The organism is Bacillus sp. S71, from assembly GCF_016625265.1.
Lineage (GTDB): Bacteria > Bacillota > Bacilli > Bacillales > Bacillaceae_G > Bacillus_A > Bacillus_A cereus.
The window spans coordinates 64,934-85,196 of sequence record NZ_JACVUW010000001.1 but is presented as its reverse complement, the minus strand read 5'-3'; the positions used below and the strand labels follow the sequence as shown (position 1 = coordinate 85,196).

Sequence of the window (20,263 nt, the reverse complement as noted above, 5' to 3'; positions counted from 1 at the left end):
CGATTTTCAAAAAAATCAATTTGAAAATATGTTTTTATTTTGCAACTAAATATGTTACTATATGTGTGATAAAAACAAAGAGGTCTGACAACTATACTCCACGTAATAACACTCTAATGATTTAAAAATTCAAAAAACTCAAAATTCAAAAATAACAATTGTATTAATGATTAGAGTAAAAATAAGGGGAATGGAGAAATTATGGAGAAAGACACTGCTTTGTAAGGGGCATATTTTATCATCTTGAGCAGAGAGGAGGATGCATAGCATATTGTAAAATATAGAGATAAACAATGAAAAAATGCTATGCAAATGAAGAGCATGAAGGGACGTTTAAGGCCAGGTGATACGGTAGCAATTGGTTTGATGCTATTTGCATTATTTTTAGGAGCAGGAAATTTAATTTTCCCGCCAGTTTTAGGTCAACAAGCAGGAGAGAATGTTTGGATTGCTACAATAGGATTCCTTGTAACGGGAGTCGGATTACCCCTACTAGCTGTAACAGCTGTCGCGTTTGTAGAGGGGGACTTGAAAGCGCTATCTTCTAGAGTCCACCCTATATTTGCGTTTATTTTCCCATTGATTAGTTATTTAGCAATTGGACCATTTTTCGCGATTCCTCGTACTGGAGCTGTTTCGTTTGAAATGGGTATGAAGCCGTTTTTATCAGAGGCAATGGTTTCAGAGTGGTACATGCTATTTCTTTTCACGATAGTTTTCTTCGGAATAACGTGGTATTTATCATTAAATCCATCTAAATTAGTGGATTGGTTTGGGAAGTTTCTTACTCCATTATTAGTATTAATTGTTGCTGTTATTGTCGGAAAGGCAATTATTGATCCAATTGGAGAGCCGGCTGCGCCGTTAGCTGCTTACCAAGAGAATGCTTTCTTTGGTGGATTTATTCAAGGGTATTTAACGATGGATGCAATTAGTGCTCTCGTATTTGGAATTGTCGTTGTACAAGTTATTCGCTCTAAAGGGATAAAAGAGAGTAGCCAAATTGCAAAAATAACAGTCGTATCAGGTATTATTGCTGTACTTGGTTTAACGTTAATCTATTTATCACTTGCTTATCTTGGTTCAACAAGTACATCACTTGGTGTCTCAGAAAACGGTGGTCTTATTTTAACGAATGTTGTAAATGAGCTATATGGGACGAGTGGTAAAGTTTTATTAGGACTTGTTATTATACTCGCTTGTTTAACAACTTCTGTTGGGTTAACATCGGCGTGTGCGGGTTTCTTTACAAACTTATTCCCAAAACTTTCGCATAAAACGATTGTAACAATGGTATGTGTATTTAGTTTAATTGTATCTAACCTAGGTTTAACACAATTAATCGCAGTAACATTACCTGTGTTAATGATCATTTATCCAGTTGCAATTGTATTAATCGTACTTTCGTATTTCCATAAGTGGATTGGGAAGCGTAATACAATTTATATTGGAGCTATTTTAGGTGCATTGTTAATTAGTTTCTTTAACGGTTTAGAAAGTGCGAAAATTAAAATTGACGCGATTTCTAATGTACTACAAATGTTACCGTTATATAACGAAGGAATCGGATGGTTAATTCCATCATGTATTGGCGGGATTCTCGGTTTCTTCTTCTATAAATCAAATGAATCAAGTGAATTACAAAAGAAAGGTGCTTAGGCACCTTTCTTTTTTTGAAGGGGATTTTTGAATTTTGTCTAAGTAATAATTGGGGGGAATGATAAATGGCTAATTTTGAAGATTTTTTAAATTTGGATTTGAGAATTGGAACTGTAATACATGCAGAGGAATTTAAAGAAGCGAGAGTACCAGCGATTAAACTAGCAATAGATTTTGGAGAAATCGGGATAAAGCAGTCAAGTGCCCAAATTACGAAAAGGTACAGTCCAGAAGATTTAGTCGGTCAACAAATCGTTGGGGTTGTAAACTTTCCACCTAAGCGTGTAGCTGGATTCAAATCAGAAGTGCTTGTGCTTGGTGGTGTTCCTGAAGCTGATGATGTCGTGTTACTTCAGCCTAATATGGAATTGCCAAATGGAACAAAAATTAGCTAGGGTGAAGGTAGGGGCTAATATGGATATCGGACGAGAATATTTGCAATGTGCGATTTCGAACTTTAAAGCAACAAAGAAGCAAGGGGAACGGGCACTTTCTCAATTATCATATGAACAAATACAATGGTCTTCTCATGAAGAAACAAATAGTATAGCGATTATTATTAAGCATCTGCACGGTAATATGCGTTCTAGATGGACGGATTTTTTAACGTCTGATGGTGAAAAAACAGATCGTAATCGAGATGGTGAATTTGAGGGATGCTATCATTCAAAAGAAGAAGCCCTTATAGCTTGGCAAGAAGGATGGAAATATGTTTTTAATACGATGAATACTTTAACACCGGAACACTTATTGAAGACGGTATACATTCGCGGTGAAGCACATACTGTCATGCAAGCAATTGAAAGGCAAATTTCCCATTATGCATTGCATATTGGTCAGATTATTTACATTGGGAAGATGTTAAAAGAAAATGAGTGGGAATGTTTAAGTATTCCGAGAGGTCAGTCTGCACGTTATGTAGAGAAAAAACGTTCCACATAATAATAAGAAAGAAACCGATAAAAAATGGGAAATAAGAAAATCAGCCAAATAATAGATGGTTCTGTAATCATAAGAATGCTGCTAAAAATAAGTCCATACATAATAAGAAAGAAATTGAAAAGTGTATTCACTGGGATAAATCGTGGGACGAACACTTGCTGTCGTTTAAAACAATCACTGTGAAATAAATAAAAGCGGAAGTACCATGTGGCGGTAATAAGATCTTTCTTTCTCACAATTCTTTTTTTGCATGTATGACAGATAAATGTTGGTTGCATTTCATTACGCTCCATTTTTTATTTTTATAATAATGTGAGACATAAGTAGGTACAACGTGTATGTTCCTATATACGCTCCTGCAATAAGGAAAAATGGATTCAGTAAAATCCCATGAATGCTCGTCATGAAAACTAAATCTTGTATTAAAACATCGTATATATTAATGGAAATAATTGTACCGAGTACATACAGTGCCAAGTACGCAGAAATATGTAGTACAATAGAGATTTTTGGATGCTTAGCGGACAAATAAAAAATGAATGATAGAGCGATTGGTAATATTCCTATTAATAGCTTCAATTCATTTCACCTCATTAACAATATAGCCGAAATTTTAACGGTCTATTCTCTAGGGCTTGTACATAACTTGAAATAGAGAGGTGATAGTATGAATCGGGGCTTTTTTTTTATGAAGTTTACAAGTATGCGTAAGTTAGTTTTATTTGTTATTACTACAGTGCTAGCGACTTTTTTTCTTATTAGTATGATGGTAACCTCTATGAAAGAGACGAAGTCAACGTATTTATATAATTGGTTAAATGAGTTATCGATGAATGGTTACATGTATGTACTTGGAAAAGAGAATCATTATTTTACACAGGAGTATCGAAATTTGAATCAAGATTTTTCAATTTCTTCTTTTCTCTTTTCTATGGCTACAAATATTCGCTTTAATGATGTACGCAGTTTTGTCGGGAAAGAGCTACCCGGGTTTGGTAAGTACGATACAGAAATTGTTATTGCGGGTGAGGGCACAAACTATTCTAACTTACCGATAGAGTCGAGTGTACCTCTTGAAGAAGTAGTGAAAGAACGGACTAGTGGAACTGGACAAGCACCTAAACAAGATACGAATAAAGAGAAGAAACAGCCGTCCCAAACGACCGGGAAAAGACAAGTTGCGTTTATTTATCATACACATAGCTGGGAATCTTATTTACCTTTACTTAACTTAACGAATGATCCGAATCCGAATAAAGCAACGAGTTCTGTATCGAATATTTCTATATTAGGAGATCGTTTCCGTGAACAACTAGAAGGTGAAGGGATTGGAGCTACTAACGATAAGAGTGATGTTGGTCAAAAGTTAATAAGTAAGGGTTTAAACAGTAATAGTTCGTATAAAATGTCACGAGAAATTGTGCAGCAAGCTATGGCTGGAAATAAAGATCTTCAATACTTTTTTGATTTGCATCGTGATAGTGCTCGAAAGAATGTAACGACAAAAACAATTGGAGATAAATCATATGCGAAGCTTGCATTTGTAGTAGGGAAAGGAAATAAAAATTATGAAAAAAACTTACAATTAGCGACAGCTTTACATGAGGCGATTAATAAGAAATATCCAGGAGTGAGTCGTGGGGTCATTCAAAAAGGTTTCCAAACAGGAAATGGAATCTATAATCAAGATTTATCAGGACAAGCGATATTAATAGAAGTTGGCGGTGTAGATAATACGGAGGAAGAATTGAATCGATCAATTGATGCACTTGCTAAAGCATTTGGTGAATATTTTTGGCAGGCAGAAAAAGTGAATGGATAAAGTGAAACTTGAATTAGCCAGGGTATCTATCGATAATTATTAGCTCACTTCAATCTTGGAAAAGCGTAAGTGTAATGCTTACGTTTTTTGTGTTGGTTTGAAATGTGGATAGCAAGATGTCACAAAATGGACATGATTAATAATTATTATAGCGATATCGAAATTTGTCTAATTATAATAGGAGAATTAGAAAGGGATTTTTGAAATGGCAGAGAAAATCTTTTTACAAGGAAAATTTTTATATTATGAAATTGATAGGGTGATTTAGGTGATTAGGGAGATCAAAGTAGAAGATGCAGCATCATTTTTGCAATTAAGTAAGCAATTAGATGAAGAAACGAAGTTTATGTTATATGAACCAGGAGAAAGGAAAACTACAGCTGAGCAACAAGAAAAAATGATCCAGCGATTTATAGAAAATGAATATGCAACAATATTTGTAGCAGTTGAAGATGAGAGAATAATAGGTTTTATATTAGTGAATGGAAATAACATTCAAAGAAAGAGGCATGTGGCAAGCATTGTAATTGGTATTTTGCAAGAGTATAACGGGCGAGGTATTGGGACGAGATTGTTTAAAGAGGTTGAGAAGTGGGCAAAATTACATGATGTATGGCGTTTAGAATTAACAGTAATGGCCCACAATACAAGAGCTCAGGCACTATATAAAAAAGCTGGATTTGAGAAAGAAGGTGTCAAAAAAGCTGCTCTTATTATCGATGGAAAGGACATCGATGAGTATGAAATGGCCAAATTATTAAAATAAGAGGTCGTTATATGAAAAAAAGATGGGCACTACTCGGTATCGTAGCTGCAATAATTATTGTTGGAGTAGCAGGAATCAATTATAAAATGTATAAGGATAAGCAGGCGCGGGAAGTAAGTGTAAATAGTATATTTCCAAAAGCGAAAGAAACGATTGCTAATATGGATGGGGATATTGCGGTAATTAATAATCCGAATTCAATGCTTGTACTTGTGAATAAAAGTAGGCGTTTACCAGATGGTTATAGACCGCCAGATTTAGTTATTCCGAAAGTGCGCTACTCTAGTGAAGGTGATCAAGAAAAGAAAAAGATGAGAAAAGAGGCAGCGAGGGCGCTTGAGGAAATGTTCCAGCAAGCTAACAACGAGCGTATTTTCCTTTTTGCAGTTTCTGGATTTAGATCCTTTGATCGACAAAAAGCATTAAATACGATGTATAAAAAACAAGATGGGGAAGCAAAAACAGCAATGTCTAGCGCGGTTCCTGGCACAAGTGAGCATCAAACTGGATTAGCTATGGATATTACGTCTCAATCTGCTAAATTTCAGTTAGAGACGGTTTTTGGGGAAACGAAAGAAGGTCAGTGGCTTTCTGAAAATGCCCATAAATTTGGTTTTGTGATTCGATACACAAAAGCGAAAGAAACGATTACGGGCTATCGGTATGAACCATGGCACGTAAGGTATGTGGGAAATCCACAAGCTACATATTTGTATGATAATCAACTGACGCTTGAAGAAGTAACAGAGTAAATGATTGAGGGGAGAGACGTATAATGACGATGTTATATAAGAAAAAAGTACATGCATATATTACAAGAGAAAAAGAGGGGGTTATGCAATTACTGGTTTTTAAACATCGTGATATACATGAAGCTGGTATTCAAGTGCCAGGGGGAACGGTTGATGAAGGTGAAACGTTAGAAGCGGCTATATTGCGTGAAGTACAGGAAGAATCCGGATTACGTCATTTATGTATAGAGCGTTTTTTAGCAGATTACATTATACATGTGAAGGAAAAACAGGAATATGAAAAACGTCACTTTTTTCATGTAACTTTACTAACTGATGTAAAAGATACATGGGAACATATAGTAAGTGCTGGTGAGAAAGATCAAGGTTTAGCGTTTAGCTACGAATGGGTTAATATTGCAAAATGCCCTGAATTAGCAGGGAAACAAGGAGAGTTTTTACACTTATTGGATGAGATATATGTAAAGTAATAAAAGAGTCTGAAGCGAAAGTTCATTCGTTTCAGACTCTTTTTATTTTTCGGGAAATTAAAGGCTTTTTGAATAGATAAATTGAATTTCTTTAAAGGAATATTAGTTTGGAATAGTTGGGGTGAAAAGATGAAAAAGTAAGAGTTATACGCAAAAAAGTTGCTATAAGGGAGAATATAAATGGAGATTCAGTTTAATCCAGTATTAAAAAAAGAATTAACAATTCATGATATACAAACCGAAATGGAATCTGGGCAGTTAACTTCAAAGGAATTAGTGATGTATTATCTTCATAGAATCGCAAAGTATGACCAAGACGGACCGGAAATTAATTCTATTTTAGAAATCAATCCAGATGCTATTTTTATTGCAGAAGCGTTAGATTATGAAAGAAAGACAAAAGGTATAAGGGGTCCATTACATGGTATACCTGTTTTGCTTAAAGACAATATTGAAACGAATGACTCCATGCATACAAGTGCAGGTACGATTGCTCTAGAACAAAATATAAGCAGTGAAGATGCATTTCTCGTTACAAAATTACGAGAAGCCGGAGCAGTAATAATAGGAAAAACAAATATGACAGAATTAGCAAATGCAATGTCTTTTGAAATGTGGGCTGGATATAGTGCAAGAGGTGGTCAAACAATCAATCCATACGGAACGGGCAAGGACCATATGTTTGTTGGCGGATCTAGTACAGGATCTGCGATAGCAGTTGCCGCTAACTTTACAGTAGTATCTATTGGGACAGAAACCGATGCTTCTATTTTGAGCCCCGCTGTTCAAAATTCTGTAGTAGGTATTAAACCGACTGTCGGTTTAATTAGTCGTAGAGGAATTATTCCATTTACTTATTCGCAAGATACAGCTGGACCATTTGCTAGAACGGTAACAGATGCTGCTATTTTGCTAGGGAGTTTAATTGGAGTAGATGAGAAAGATGTTGCTACTCATAGAAGTGAAGGTAGGGCAGAGCAGGATTATACAAAATATCTTAATGTTAATGGCTTAAATGGAGCGAAGATTGGTGTGTTTAACGATGCACCAAAAGATTATTACGAAAATGGTGAGTATGATGAAATCTTGTTTAAGGAAACGATCCAAGTATTACGTAATGAAGGAGCGACAGTAGTAGAAAATATTAATATTCCTTCTTTTCATAGAGAATGGAGTTGGGGAGTGCCGCTTTATGAACTGAAGCATAGTTTAGATAACTATCTTTCTAAATTACCTTCTACTATTCCGGTACATTCTATTTCGGAGTTAATGGAGTTTAATAAAAACATAGCAGAAAGAGCTTTAAAATATGGACAAACTAAGTTAGAGGGAAGAAAAGATTTTCCTAATACGTTACGAAATCCAGAATATTTAAATGCAAGATTAGAAGATATATATTTTTCACAAGAACAAGGCATTGATTTTGCATTGGAAAAATATAATCTTGATGCGATACTGTTTCCTTCCTATATAGCTTCTACTATATGTGCGAAAGCGGGTTATCCGTCTATAGCAATACCTGCAGGATATATGGAAAGCGGGAGACCTTTTGGAATTACGATTGCAAGTACTGCCTTTAGTGAAGGGATGTTAATTAAGCTAGCTTACGCTTTTGAACAGGCGACAAAACATAGAAAAATCCCAAACTTGTCATGAATAGAATAAACAAAAAGGACAGGGAATGCCTGTCCTTTTTGTTTTAGTGATTAAAGTGAAATATCGTTCTGCTCTGTTTTATGATATTTTAATAAACTAAAAGATAAACAAGCGGAACATAAAATAAGAATAGATGCGATGATATAAATTGTACGAACACCGAACATATCAGTAATAATGCCAACGCTAAGCATAGAAAGACCAGAAGCTGTTGAAAGAAGGGCGCCATGTGCTGTATACATTTTTGATAATAAAGAAGGGGTGACACTTGATTGTAAAAAAGTCGTTTGAGAAATATCTCTAATTTGATAACATGGTCCCATTAGAACACATAGAAAAAGCGCAATAAATCCGCTGCTCGTCATACCATATAAAAATGTAAGAATGCTAAATATAAGAGAGCCAATCGACATAGATCGTATTAAATTGTTTTGAATATAGGAACTCATTTTCCATGCTAATAGACCACCGATTAACGTGCCAACATAATAACTTGTATTAATATATCCCCACCATTCTTCGCCTTTATGAAGAATAGTCGTAACATATGCCATCGTAATCGCACCAATCCATATTGTCCCGGCGAAAGTTTCAATTAAGTCCATATATGTAACGGTACGGAGAGAAGGATTTTGAAATAAGAGTTTCCAACCTTCCGATAAAGCAGTACTTTTTGAAGAGGGAGGATCTGCTATTCGTTCAGTATGTATGGTACGTAATGAAAAGTGTAATGCAATACATCCAAAAATCATTAACATGTTATTAATCATGAGTGTAGATGTAGCGCCAATGAGAAGAACGATAACACTCGTAAATGAATAAGCGGCGGCTTGCGCAATTTGTGTTGAAAAGGAAAAGATACTATTTACTTTTACTAATTTTTCTTTCGGTGTAAGGCGCGGAAGAATGCTGTATAGTAATGGAGCGCTCCATCCACTACATAATGAAATGAAAAAAATAAAAGTTAATAGAGCTATAATGTTTGTGGATAAGACTGGAAACAAAATCATTAATAATAGTAAAAAGACTGTTTTTAGCCATTGTAGCGTATATAACAACGTATAAGATGGAAAACGATTTATTATTAGTGGTGCAGAGATGTTAGCAATTAGATTTGTGATAACTTGTAATAATGGAAAAAGAGCAGTAATAGTAGCTGATTTAGTTGCTATATAAATATGAGTTGTAATAATCATTACATATACGATGTCAGCGAGAGTAATGCATGTTTTGGAACCTAAGTAGTAGGTTAGTGACAGGTTTCTCAATAAGAATAACACCTCTATAAAAATAGTATTTAGTAATTAGAATAATTGTAATTTAAAAAATGAAATTTTTAAAGAATTTAATTTTTTGTCACTTTTTGAAAGGAATTTTCATGTATAATGAAGAATATATTGATATAGTATTATATTAATAATCATTGTAACAGTGAGTATGTACAATAGCTTGTAGCAAACGCCCAAGTGTAAGAAAGGGCGGATAAACCATTCTTTTCTTCATATACATATAGAAAATGAGAAAGAAAGTGAGGGTTGCATATGGCTGCTTGGGTAATTTGGTTTATAATAGCTGGTATTTTATTTATTGCAGAAATGTTGTCGATTACATTTTACATGCTTTGGCTTGGAATTGGAGCTGTTGTCGGAGGTCTTATTGCTTTGTTTGCTCCTGATGCACTACTGTTACAAGTTACTGTTGGCGCAATTGTAAGTTTAACTTTGACATTCTTTACGAAAAGAATTTCCAAAAACTTTCGAGAGGCAAAAGGTTTTACTGATACAGTAGATATGCTTGTTGGTAAAAAAGGGATTGTTATGCAAGCGATTACAAATGAAGCGAATGGTATTGTGAAGGTGGATGGAGATACTTGGACAGCTATTGCAGATTCTTCAATTGATGCTGGAGAAAAAGTCGTTGTTATAAAGAGGCATAGTACTATATTACAAGTAAAAAAGGAGAGTGAATAAATATGGTAGCATTAACGTTAACGATTATATTCGCACTAATTGTAGTTACATTTATCGCATTAACAATTAAAATTATTCCTCAGCAAAAAGTTGGGGTTGTTGAAAGATTTGGTAAGTTTCAACGTATCATGCACCCAGGATTAAATATTTTAATCCCAATTGTAGATCGTGTTCGTGTATATCACGACTTACGTATTCAACAAACGAATGTACCACCGCAAAAAGTAATTACGAAAGATAATGTTCAAGTAGAAATAGATACAATTATTTTCTATCAAATTGTTGAACCAGAACTTGCGACATATGGTATTTCAAACTATGAATATGGTGTTCGTAATATTACTTCAGCAACGATGCGTCAAATTATCGGTAAAATGGAACTGGATGAAACGTTATCTGGTCGTGAAAAAATTTCAACAGAAATCCGCTTAGCGCTTGATGAAGCAACAGAAAAATGGGGCGTACGTATTGAACGTGTCGAAGTTGTTGATATTAACCCGCCAAAAGATGTGCAAGCATCAATGGAAAAACAAATGAAGGCTGAGCGAAATAAACGTGCAATTATTTTAGAAGCTGAAGCAGCAAAACAAGATAAAGTTCTTCGTGCTGAAGGGGAAAAGCAAAGTAAAATCTTGATGGCTGAAGGGGATAAAGAAGCGCGTATTCGCGAAGCTGAAGGTATAAGAGAAGCAAAAGAATTAGAGGCACAAGGGGAAGCGCGAGCAATTGAAGAAATCGCAAAAGCAGAACAAAACCGTATTGAATTGCTTCGTGAAGCGAATTTGGATGAGCGCATACTTGCTTACAAATCATTCGAATCATTAGCTGAAGTTGCAAAAGGACCAGCAAATAAAGTCTTTATTCCGTCTAATGCAATTGAAACACTTGGTACTCTTGGGGCAATTGGAGAAATATTTAAAGAAAAACAAGCGAAGAAACTACCTTCAAATGATACAGGAAAAGAACAATAAAAGTGAGGAAGAGAAATGGGATACTATTTCTCTTTTTTTGTGCGTATATTCCGAAAAGCTTGTACATATCCATGTATAAAGAAGGTGATGCAGTGAAAAAGTATGCAACTCGAATACATGGGAAGAAATTAATTTCGTTACTCCTTTTATATGCGCTAATAGTAATTATAATAGCGTCGATTTTGACGTCACTTTTACATACAATGAAATCGAATTATGCAAATCAATGGTTTGGAAAAGTATCGATGCAAGGTTTTGTTCAAATGATAGAAAGTGAGAATCACTATTACGGATTTGATTATTTTAAGCAGAATAAAAGAGAGTCAGTTGGGAATTTAATGTTCTCTATTGCGACAGATTTGAAAATTAAAGATTTAAGAACATTCGTCGGTAAAGAAGTACCTGGTATGTCAAAGTATTATTCTAATATTATCGTAGCTGGGGAAGGGACAAACTTGACGAATATCCCAAATGAATCTAGTGTACCGATTGAAGAAGTAACGAAAGAACGGGAAGTAGCAAAAGATAAAGTTACAGAAGCGGAAAAGAATAATCCGGTTCAGAAAAAGAACGGAGCGAAAAAAGGTGAAAGTGCAGTATATATTTATCATACACATAGCTGGGAATCCTTCTTTCCATTATTACCAGGGGCAACTGATCCATCTAGCCCAGATGTAAATGTGTCCTTACTAGGAAAACGTATGAAGGAACAACTTGAGGGGCAAGGAATTCCAGTAATTCACGATAAAACGAATATGGGTGATTTATTAGCGAGTAAAAAGTGGGTATGGTATCAGTCATATAAAGCATCTCATGAATATGTAAAAGGAGCATTAGCACAAAATAATAAAATTGCGTTTCCGATTGATATACATCGTGATGATCAGCGTAAGAAAGTAACAACAAAAGTAATTAATGGAAAATCGTATGCAAGATTATATTTTATTATTGGGATGGAAAATGAAGGCCGTGCTGAAAATGAAAAAATTGCAAGAGCGATCAATAGTTATTTAGATGAAAACTATTATGGATTAAGTAGAGGGATTTTTCCGAAGTATAAAAAAGATGGAAATGGCGTTTATAACCAAGATCTATCGAAAAATGCGATGTTAATTGAAGTTGGTGGTGTTGATAATACGTTAGATGAATTATATAACACAATTGATGTGTTAACAGAAGCGTTTAGTAAATATTATTGGAATGATGCGGAAAAAGTGAATGGATGAGGGACGGGAGACCGTTCCTTTTTATTTTGAAATCTTAAAATGTGATATAATAGAATTTTGTGAATGTTAAATAAAGGGGGAGAGAGAAACATGCAAATACTACTAATACGCCACGGAGAATCAGAAGCTGATATCTTACATGTGCATGAAGGACGAGCTGATTTTGAGTTGACTGACAAAGGGAGACGACAAGTACAAAGACTTGTACAGAAAGTGAAAAAAGATTTTGCACCAGATTTCATTTGGGCAAGCACATTAAAACGCGCTCGCGAAACGGGTGAAACATTAGCAGAAGCAATTGGTTGTCCAATTCAATTAGAAGAGGAATTAATGGAGTTTAATAATGGAATACAAGCTGGCTTATCATTTGAAGAAGCAAAGAAATATCCAGAGCCAAAATTTCTTCATGACCGTTTTGAAAACGGAGAGTCATTTATTGAGTTTCGAATGAGAATAGAAGGGATTTTTTCTAAAATTGTGACAGAGAATACATATGATCGAATTGCAATTGTTGCCCATGGAGGCGTAATTAATAGTCTATTACGTGCATTTTTCAAAATGCCAATTTCAATGGACTACTATTTCAAAATGGGAGATACGGGAATAAGTTTAATTGAAATTGAGGGTGAACAAAAAACGGTGCATTTCATTAATGATACGAATCATTTGGACGGGATGTAAAGACTTATGTACAAAGTTGCATTTTTTGATGTTGACGGTACGCTTTTAAGCGAGATTGATAGAAGTATGCACGAAAGTACAAAAGAAGCGGTACAAAGATTAATAGATAAGGGGATTCACGTAGTTGTTACAACAGGGAGACCATATAGTTTATGCTCACAATTTAAGGGGCTAGGCATAAAAACGTATATTTCTGCAAATGGTGCACATATAAAATGTGGGGAAAAAGTTATACATAAATCAGTACTTTCAAGCGAAATCGTTCATGATATTTCAATTTTTGCTGAATTACATGGTCACAGTGTTTCTTACTTTACAGAAGAATTTGCAATGAATGATATTGCCTCCAAAGATGAACGTGTCATACGAGCGTTAAATGAAACTTTAAATTTAGAGAGGTATCCTGACAAAGTTAAAAACTTGTCAGATGAGATGTATTGCATATGTCTGTATGCTGATGAAGCAGAAGCTCAAAAATTCATTGAAAGATATCCAGCACTTACGTTTGACCGTTTTCATGGTTACGTTATGAATGTATTGGAAGATAGTAAAGTATCGAAGCTAACTGCAATTCAAAAAGTATTGGAACATTTAAATATTAGTAAATCAGAAGCCATTGCTTTTGGTGATGGTGGAAATGATATTGAGATGTTGCAGTATGTAGGATTAGGAGTTGCGATGGGAAATGGTGGAGAGGAGTTGAAGAGAAGGGCTGATTTCGTTACAACGAAGGCGAGTGAAGGCGGAATTTCTTATGCCTTAAAGAAGTTGCACATTATTTAAAACTGATAGCTAGTCAGTGTGAAAAATCCTGTTTTAATAATAGGATTTTTTTGTTCAACAATGTGCTTGCAATAAAAGGAAAAATATGAGTATAATGAGAAAGTAATTAGGTAAGCTAATTATTTAACGAGAAAGGAGAGTGAAGATGAATGGATTCAAGAAAAGATTCTCTTCCTTTAGGGATTGAGCCGTACGCAGAGTTAATCAAAAAGACAGCATCAGCGGAAACGGATCCAATCGCAGCAAAACTTGGTTTGTTAATGTTATGGACGTCTGATAATGTTCTTGATGCGGTTGACGTAGATTTAGCTCCGCTTGGTATTTCAGAGAGTAAATTAGATTTTTTACTATTGTTTATTTTGCGTGAAATGGAAGCGAATGGGGAAGAGGTGAACATGAGTCCTTCGGATATTGCGAGTCGATTAGGGATTACACGTGCTTCTGTCACTGGCTTATTAGATTGGATGGAGAAACGAGAGTTAATCGTAAGATTCCACCATTCTGAAGATCGAAGAAGATTAAAGGTGAAAATTACTCCGAAAGGAAAAGAACTAGTTACACATTCTTTACCAACTTTTTGGTTATCTTGCGCTTCGTTAGTTGATGGCTTTAATCAAGAAGAGCGTCAAGTTTTAGAAAAGCTATTAAATAAAATGCAAACAACTATGCAGGTGAAATTAGGAGAAGGTAGGTAAATAAGTTGATTATGAAGATCAACTTATTTATTTGGACATATAATTAGCTTACCTTATTATATGCTTAACTAACTTTATGGACGGTGATAATTTTTGCTATGTAATTAAAATAAATAAGAGTTAAAGGAATGCTATTTTAGTAATTTAGAGAGTTTAAACTAATAAAAACAAATCGTAATAAGGGAGAGAGTTTATGATGGAAATAGGAAAGGAAGTAAATAGTGAAAAGAATTATACAATAATGACAGCAGTATTATGTTGGTCGGGTATGGTAGTTATGTCTAGCCTATATGTAACAATACCTTTAATCTCTCTATTTTCAAACATTTTTAATACGTCATTAGCACAATCGGCAGCTACAGGAAGTATATTTTCTGTTGGCTTTGCTATAGGGTGTTTGTTATTTGGGGCAATTTCTGATAAATATGGACGAAAAAAAGTGATTTTTATTGGATTGCTTGCACTGTCGATTGTTTCTTTTTGCTTAGGGTTTGTAGATAGTTTATTTTGGCTTGTTATTTTTAGAGGTATACAAGGGATAGCAGCAGCTACATTTTCTCCAGTAGCGTTAGCCTACGTTGTAGAAATATTCCCAGTAGAAAGAAGGGTTACAACAATAGGATTTGTTAGTACTGGTTTTTTAGTAGCTGGAATTGTAGGGCAGGTAATAAGTACTGCTGTTAGTCAGCATTTTGGATGGCATATGGTTTTCTTTCTTCTTAGCATTGTCTATATAAGTACTGCTATATGGGTTTATTATTCTCTTCCGAAAGAAGAGACGTCTCAATCCTATACTGATATTTTGGGGCCAATTAAACAGATGGGTAAAGTTTTTACAAATAAAAGCTTAGTATTAAGCTATATAATTGCATTTGTTTTATTAATGGCTTTTGTTAATATGTATACTGTTTTAGGGAATTATTTGAGCTCTCCTACTTACAATTTAACTGCAGAACAAATTCTTTATTTTCGCTTAGCGGGGCTATTTGGTATGTTGCTGTCACCGCTTACAGGTCGTTTAACGAAGAGGTTTGAAGTAAGAAAAGTTCTTCAGGGAGGATTGTTGATCGCTATTTTTAGTCTAAGTTCAATGGGCTTTGTTTCGTATCTATCTCTACTTGTAATGATGAGTGTCTGTTTTGTAATAGGTATTGCTATATCCGTTCCGTCTTTAGTTTCTCTTGTAGGTCAATTAGGAGGGAAAGCGAGGGGAATAGCAGTATCTATTTATACTTTTATTTTATTTTTAGGTACTAGTATAGGACCTATCATTTCTATTTATCTAATGAAAATAGGAGGGTATGCTCAAACATTTATTTTATTAGGAATGCTACTTTTTATTGGTTTTGTAGCTTCTCTATTTATAATTAATGAATAAGTGGAAAATCACTCAAATAAAGGAATGCGAGGATCTTTCATATGCTCACATAATAAAAGATGAATTTGTCCACGATGATGATAAAAGTGTGCAACGATTTCAAGTAACCATTCAAAGCGCGAATAAGAAATACCCCAATAGGCAGTCATAACTTCTGCTAATTCTATTTGGGAGTAGGAAAGAAATGTTTTGGAGAGAAGGTTGTATCCTTCAATCATCGTTTGTTGCATTTGAGCAACTGTTACGGGCGTATGTTCTATATAAAAGGTATGTAATTCTTTTTCTGGAATACCATTTAAAATGAGCAAATCAGCATGACAAATAAGAGAAAGATGTGTACACATTTCAAATAATGATCGTTTTGAGTGAATCGGTTGTATTTTTAAATCGTTTTCACTATATTGGTTAAGCATATAAATAGAAGTATCAATAGCAACTTTTAGTTGATGTAATGCAGATTGAACAAACATTGTAATTCTCCTCGTCTCCGTATATAATAGTTTCTTGAGGATATTATATCATACTCAAAATTCCGAAAATTCTAGTAGTTTGACTAGCATAATGAAAAGTATTATATTGTAAAAGGTCATATGAAACGTGAAATAGAATGGAATGCAATTATTGAGTTAGGAGTTAGACCAATGAGTTTGAAATATGGAAGAGATACAACTGTAGAAATTGACTTAAATGCTGTAAAACATAATGTAAAAGAATTTAAAAAACATGTAAATGATGAAGAAATTAAGATGATGGCTGCTGTAAAAGCGAATGGGTATGGCCATGGGGCAGTTGAAGTTGCCAAAGCTGCAATTGAAGCTGGAATAAATCAACTTGCAGTTGCATTTGTAGATGAAGCAATAGAATTAAGAGAAGCAGGAATTACTGTGCCGATTTTAATTTTAGGATACACACCAGTAGCGGCTGTAGAAGATGTAATTCAATATGACGTTATGATGACTGTTTATAGAGTAGAAGATTTACATGGTATAAATGAAATTGCAAACCGTCTTCAAAAGAAAGTACAAATTCAAGTGAAAATTGATACAGGAATGAGTCGTATCGGTTTACAAGAAGAAGAAGTTAAACCATTTTTAGAAGAATTAAACCGTATGGAGTATATAGAAGTAGTAGGGATATTTACGCATTACTCTACGGCAGATGAAATCGATAAATCATATACGAATATGCAAACAAGTTTATTTGAAAAAGCTGTTAATACAGCGAAAGAATTAGGAATTCAAATACCATATATTCATAGTTCAAATAGTGCAGGATCAATGGAATTAAGTAACACATTTCAAAATATGGTGCGCGTTGGAATAGGAGTGTACGGTATGTATCCATCAAAAGAGGTGGATCATTCAGTCGTTTCTTTACAGCCTGCGTTGTCGTTAAAATCAAAAGTGGCTCATATTAAACATGCGAAGAAAAATCGTGGTGTAAGTTATGGGAATACGTATGTAACAACTGGTGAAGAATGGATTGCGACTGTACCAATTGGTTATGCTGATGGTTATAATCGTCAATTATCTAATAAAGGCTATGCGTTAATTAACGGGGTTCGAGTACCTGTAATTGGCCGTGTTTGTATGGATCAGTTAATGTTGGATGTTTCAAAAGCGATGCCAGTACAAGTAGGAGACGAAGTAGTATTCTACGGTAAACAAGGTGAAGAAAATATCACAGTAGAAGAAATAGCGGATATGTTAAGTACAATAAACTATGAAGTTACATGTATGCTAGATAGAAGAATTCCGCGTGTTTATAAAGAAAATGACGAAACAACTGCAGTTGTAAATATATTAAGAAAAAACTGAATCATTTAGATTCAGTTTTTTTATTTTTGGCAAGTGAAAAATGCTCTATTTGTACCGTACGATTGAATATTTTTAAAACCTACAGATTGTAATGCATGAGTAATTTCGTCTTTAGTGTAACATGTTTCTTTAAAAGAAAAGTCACTTCTTTTCCAAATATCATTTGTATCACGTGTAAATAATATGAAATTCATTTCTGCTTTTTTGTTTTTATTATCAAATGTAGAGTCGATCGTACAAACATATTCTTTCTCTGAAATATGAAACGAAGCAATCCAGTTTTCAAGAAATCCTTTTTCCATATTCATATCAAATGCGAATATACCCTCGTTATGTAATGCGGAGTAAACGTTGTGAAACACACTTTTTAGTTCATCTAAATTCATAATATGGTTTAAACTATCACCGGCAGAGATGACGTAGTGGAATTGCTCATTTATATTGAAATAGCGAGCGTCATCGACGAAAAAGGTTGCATCTGGCGCATTTTCACGTGCATATTCAATCATTTGAGTAGAACCATCTATACCAGTTACTACAAAATTGTTATCAAGTAGTTTCCTAGTAAGATGACCAGTCCCGCAACAAAGATCTAAAATATGAGAATGTGGTTGTGCATATTGTAAAACGAGTTTTTCAAAAGCAAGATAGGAGTGTTCGGCAAAATGTCCCCAATGTTTATTATAAATAGATGCGAAAATATCGTAATCAGAATAAATAAGTTTTTTAGACATAAATATTCTCCGTGCTATTCATTAAATTATAATAGTCATGCTTCGTTTTAATTTTAAAACCACATTGTGTATATAGTTTTAAAGCATGGTTGTTTTTCGTTTCGACGTCTAATTCAATTGTTGAAGTTCCTTCTGTAATAAGGGTATGTACCATATAACTAAGAATATCTTTTCCATATCCTTTACCTTGATAAGAAGGATGAACGGCGAATCCTGATAGTGTAGTAGATTGTTCTTGCTCAGTAACTGTAATTGTTCCAATAGCTTTTTCGTTAATAAGAGCACTGTAAACTTTATGAGAAGGTGAAGTCATCATTTTTTGTAACCATGTAGCCGTATTGTCTACTGAATCACCAAAAGCTTTACTAGAAATTTCAATAAGGTCAAGAAGTGATTCTGAAGCTGCAAGAGTAAGCTGTATATTACTTTCTGTTGTTTTTTGAATTTCGTTTATTTTGAACTCCATACTATATTCACTATATAAATACGGTAACTTCATATGTTTTACAAATTCATTCCCAGAAATAGAATCCCCATTGATAATAAGAAGAGCTTCATCTGCCTCTCTATTTTGTATTTCTTTCATTGCAGTTTGTAAAAGGGTAGTTCCGAAACGTTGTTTTCTAAAATGAGGATGTACAAAGCCTATTAGTTCAAGCTTTGTTGGTCTTTCGAAATCATATATATTTAAAGTGCCAATTAATTGAGTACCGTTATAAAGAAGAAAATCGTTTATATGATCTTCATTTCGATTTTTTAAAAAGTTGATATGTAAATCTGAAGAGTAATCAAGATTGTCTTGTTGCCCGCAAATATAAGCCAAATCCTTCATTTGCTGTATTGCACTTTCTGTTACAGAACGCTTTTTCTGAATATCCATTGTATACTCCCTCTCAATTGTATTTAAAAATAGGATGGGTGACTTAACCATTCCTTTAATTCCACACTACCTTGCACAGATAACAGTCGGTATAAATAACGATATGGTCGTCTACATTCTTCAAGATGAGGAATAGGCATAATTGTTTCGTAACCACTTTTAAAGGCATGTGCTTCTTTTTCGGTAAGTACATATTCTAGTCCGATAAAATCAAACTCTCGCGGGGCAACCGCGTAAGCTTCAGTATCTACTAAACCCGTAATAGTTGTACCGTCATATAAAAATTGGGTAGGGTCCATATCAAGTAAGACGAGTGTAGCTTCTTTTGGTACGGACAGGGAAGAAAGCTGTGATTCAAAGGTAGGAAAAGCATTTTGTATGCTTTCATCATCGGAATAAAACATATTCACAAGCTCTTTACTCACGTTTAAAATATGTGATTGGAATTCATCTAGTGGAACTTGGAACGTGCCTGACGGATTTCCTATAAAATCGGCTTTAAACTTATGTATTTCTGCAAGTCCTTTTCCTAGGCTAAATAAAATAGAATCTGGTTGCTCGATAAAAGATTGAACTGTGTTACCTACTAACTTTTCGACCACCACAAATTCACGGCCATTTAAAACATGTTTTTCTAATATTGTTGGGATAGGAAGATTCGTATGTTCTTGTAGCAATGTATGTACAGTTTCTAAATGATGGACGTTCCTTGGATCAATTCCAAATAGATTTTTACATCCCCACCAAAAATCATTATTTGGTTCTTCATTCATTTTAGAAGTACGAACGATAACTTCTGTATCTTCTGTTTGAACGAGAAAAACTTCACTTGCATGATCTTCATAACCTGGGTGCAAGGCCTGAACGGATAGAATAGTTGAATTGAATAGTTGTTGTAGCATGAAAAGACTCCCTTTTCTGTAAATTCTATAAATTCATTATATAACAGATGATGTGTTATGAGGATAAAGATAAAAAGATTGAAAGCATAGTTACATTTATAGCGAAAATTCATTAAAAACATTATATTTCTACATTTTTGTGTGAATTGTCTAAAAATA

The 20,263-nt window shown here is 34.3% G+C and carries 23 protein-coding genes; 16 read left to right on the top strand and 7 right to left on the bottom strand.

All coding sequences use genetic code 11. The annotated features are described in order from the left end of the window. Positions 1-321: 321 nt before the first annotated feature. The 3 genes from brnQ4 to IBT51_RS00445 all read left to right on the top strand — a co-directional run bounded on the left by brnQ4 (position 322) and on the right by IBT51_RS00445 (position 2,601). The gene (gene brnQ4 / locus IBT51_RS00455; protein WP_396530541.1) at positions 322-1,659 is read left to right on the top strand and encodes a branched-chain amino acid transport system II carrier protein BrnQ4; all 1,338 of its coding nucleotides are present in this window, start codon (positions 322-324) and stop codon (positions 1,657-1,659) included. Between the two features lie 65 nt (positions 1,660-1,724). Then, complete coding sequence (csaA, locus tag IBT51_RS00450) at positions 1,725-2,054, top strand: chaperone CsaA (RefSeq protein ID WP_075719638.1); 330 nt, start codon at positions 1,725-1,727, stop codon at positions 2,052-2,054. Further along, on the top strand, positions 2,035-2,601 hold the full coding sequence (locus tag IBT51_RS00445; protein WP_140155520.1) for a DUF1572 domain-containing protein: 567 nt from the start codon (positions 2,035-2,037) through the stop codon (positions 2,599-2,601). The genes csaA and IBT51_RS00445 overlap by 20 nt, the downstream gene beginning before the upstream one ends. On the opposite strand, the gene IBT51_RS00440 is transcribed toward IBT51_RS00445, so the two are convergent. Both IBT51_RS00440 and IBT51_RS00435 read right to left on the bottom strand, forming a co-directional pair. Next, positions 2,574-2,879: a permease gene (locus IBT51_RS00440; protein ID WP_200457909.1), complete on the bottom strand. Its 306-nt coding sequence runs from the start codon at positions 2,877-2,879 to the stop codon at positions 2,574-2,576. The two genes, IBT51_RS00445 and IBT51_RS00440, sit on opposite strands and share 28 nt — an antisense overlap. A gap of 4 nt (positions 2,880-2,883) precedes the next feature. Beyond that, positions 2,884-3,180 (bottom strand): hypothetical protein, encoded by a 297-nt coding sequence (locus tag IBT51_RS00435; protein WP_000770728.1) that lies wholly within the window; start codon positions 3,178-3,180, stop codon positions 2,884-2,886. An 88-nt stretch (positions 3,181-3,268) separates the two neighbouring features. Here IBT51_RS00435 and spoIIP (IBT51_RS00430) point away from each other — a divergent pair, with 88 nt between their 5' ends. The 5 genes from spoIIP (IBT51_RS00430) (at position 3,269) to IBT51_RS00410 (ending at position 8,067) form a co-directional block, all read left to right on the top strand. Next, a complete protein-coding gene (spoIIP, locus tag IBT51_RS00430) occupies positions 3,269-4,423 on the top strand; it encodes a stage II sporulation protein P (RefSeq protein WP_001079283.1) in 1,155 nt (384 codons plus the stop codon). A 268-nt stretch (positions 4,424-4,691) separates the two neighbouring features. Continuing rightward, positions 4,692-5,189 carry a GNAT family N-acetyltransferase gene (locus tag IBT51_RS00425; RefSeq protein ID WP_002093964.1) on the top strand — a complete coding sequence of 166 codons (498 nt, stop codon included), beginning with the start codon at positions 4,692-4,694 and terminating at the stop codon, positions 5,187-5,189. Between the two features lie 11 nt (positions 5,190-5,200). After that, the gene (locus tag IBT51_RS00420) at positions 5,201-5,941 is read left to right on the top strand and encodes a M15 family metallopeptidase (protein WP_000747650.1); all 741 of its coding nucleotides are present in this window, start codon (positions 5,201-5,203) and stop codon (positions 5,939-5,941) included. A 23-nt stretch (positions 5,942-5,964) separates the two neighbouring features. Then, on the top strand, positions 5,965-6,411 hold the full coding sequence (locus tag IBT51_RS00415) for an NUDIX hydrolase (protein WP_016512975.1): 447 nt from the start codon (positions 5,965-5,967) through the stop codon (positions 6,409-6,411). A gap of 180 nt (positions 6,412-6,591) precedes the next feature. Next, positions 6,592-8,067: an amidase family protein gene (locus tag IBT51_RS00410; protein ID WP_088023984.1), complete on the top strand. Its 1,476-nt coding sequence runs from the start codon at positions 6,592-6,594 to the stop codon at positions 8,065-8,067. Positions 8,068-8,117: 50 nt separating this feature from the next. On the opposite strand, the gene IBT51_RS00405 is transcribed toward IBT51_RS00410, so the two are convergent. Then, complete coding sequence (locus IBT51_RS00405; RefSeq protein ID WP_200457908.1) at positions 8,118-9,335, bottom strand: MFS transporter; 1,218 nt, start codon at positions 9,333-9,335, stop codon at positions 8,118-8,120. Between the two features lie 273 nt (positions 9,336-9,608). Between IBT51_RS00405 and IBT51_RS00400 the strand changes: the two genes are divergently transcribed. The 7 genes from IBT51_RS00400 to IBT51_RS00370 all read left to right on the top strand — a co-directional run bounded on the left by IBT51_RS00400 (position 9,609) and on the right by IBT51_RS00370 (position 15,771). Continuing rightward, complete coding sequence (locus IBT51_RS00400; RefSeq protein ID WP_000741974.1) at positions 9,609-10,037, top strand: NfeD family protein; 429 nt, start codon at positions 9,609-9,611, stop codon at positions 10,035-10,037. A 2-nt stretch (positions 10,038-10,039) separates the two neighbouring features. Continuing rightward, the gene (locus IBT51_RS00395) at positions 10,040-11,008 is read left to right on the top strand and encodes an SPFH domain-containing protein (protein ID WP_000226254.1); all 969 of its coding nucleotides are present in this window, start codon (positions 10,040-10,042) and stop codon (positions 11,006-11,008) included. A gap of 71 nt (positions 11,009-11,079) precedes the next feature. Then, positions 11,080-12,234, top strand: coding sequence for a stage II sporulation protein P (gene spoIIP, locus IBT51_RS00390; RefSeq protein ID WP_023521757.1), 1,155 nt, complete (start codon positions 11,080-11,082; stop codon positions 12,232-12,234). A 90-nt stretch (positions 12,235-12,324) separates the two neighbouring features. Further along, positions 12,325-12,915 (top strand): histidine phosphatase family protein, encoded by a 591-nt coding sequence (locus IBT51_RS00385; RefSeq protein WP_065483341.1) that lies wholly within the window; start codon positions 12,325-12,327, stop codon positions 12,913-12,915. A 6-nt stretch (positions 12,916-12,921) separates the two neighbouring features. Next, positions 12,922-13,698, top strand: a complete 777-nt coding sequence (locus IBT51_RS00380; protein WP_089170859.1) for a Cof-type HAD-IIB family hydrolase — start codon at positions 12,922-12,924, stop codon at positions 13,696-13,698. A gap of 149 nt (positions 13,699-13,847) precedes the next feature. Then, a complete protein-coding gene (locus IBT51_RS00375; RefSeq protein WP_000378333.1) occupies positions 13,848-14,393 on the top strand; it encodes a MarR family winged helix-turn-helix transcriptional regulator in 546 nt (181 codons plus the stop codon). Between the two features lie 196 nt (positions 14,394-14,589). Continuing rightward, positions 14,590-15,771 carry an MFS transporter gene (locus IBT51_RS00370; RefSeq protein WP_141544764.1) on the top strand — a complete coding sequence of 394 codons (1,182 nt, stop codon included), beginning with the start codon at positions 14,590-14,592 and terminating at the stop codon, positions 15,769-15,771. An 8-nt stretch (positions 15,772-15,779) separates the two neighbouring features. On the opposite strand, the gene IBT51_RS00365 is transcribed toward IBT51_RS00370, so the two are convergent. Further along, positions 15,780-16,241 (bottom strand): DinB family protein, encoded by a 462-nt coding sequence (locus IBT51_RS00365; protein ID WP_000498006.1) that lies wholly within the window; start codon positions 16,239-16,241, stop codon positions 15,780-15,782. Between the two features lie 171 nt (positions 16,242-16,412). Between IBT51_RS00365 and alr the strand changes: the two genes are divergently transcribed. After that, positions 16,413-17,588: an alanine racemase gene (alr, locus tag IBT51_RS00360; RefSeq protein WP_098678284.1), complete on the top strand. Its 1,176-nt coding sequence runs from the start codon at positions 16,413-16,415 to the stop codon at positions 17,586-17,588. Between the two features lie 20 nt (positions 17,589-17,608). Here the strand turns inward: alr and IBT51_RS00355 are convergent, their stop codons facing one another. Genes IBT51_RS00355 through IBT51_RS00345 form a run of 3 tightly spaced genes read right to left on the bottom strand, consistent with a single transcriptional unit; the run spans position 17,609 to position 20,104 of the window. Further along, entirely contained in the window at positions 17,609-18,322 is a 714-nt protein-coding gene (locus IBT51_RS00355) for a class I SAM-dependent methyltransferase (protein ID WP_069355468.1), read from the bottom strand. Continuing rightward, complete coding sequence (locus IBT51_RS00350) at positions 18,315-19,202, bottom strand: GNAT family N-acetyltransferase (protein WP_200457907.1); 888 nt, start codon at positions 19,200-19,202, stop codon at positions 18,315-18,317. Before IBT51_RS00350 ends, IBT51_RS00355 begins: the two co-directional genes overlap by 8 nt. A 23-nt stretch (positions 19,203-19,225) precedes the next feature. Next, positions 19,226-20,104: an aminoglycoside phosphotransferase family protein gene (locus IBT51_RS00345; RefSeq protein ID WP_200457906.1), complete on the bottom strand. Its 879-nt coding sequence runs from the start codon at positions 20,102-20,104 to the stop codon at positions 19,226-19,228. Between the last annotated feature and the right edge of the window lie 159 nt (positions 20,105-20,263).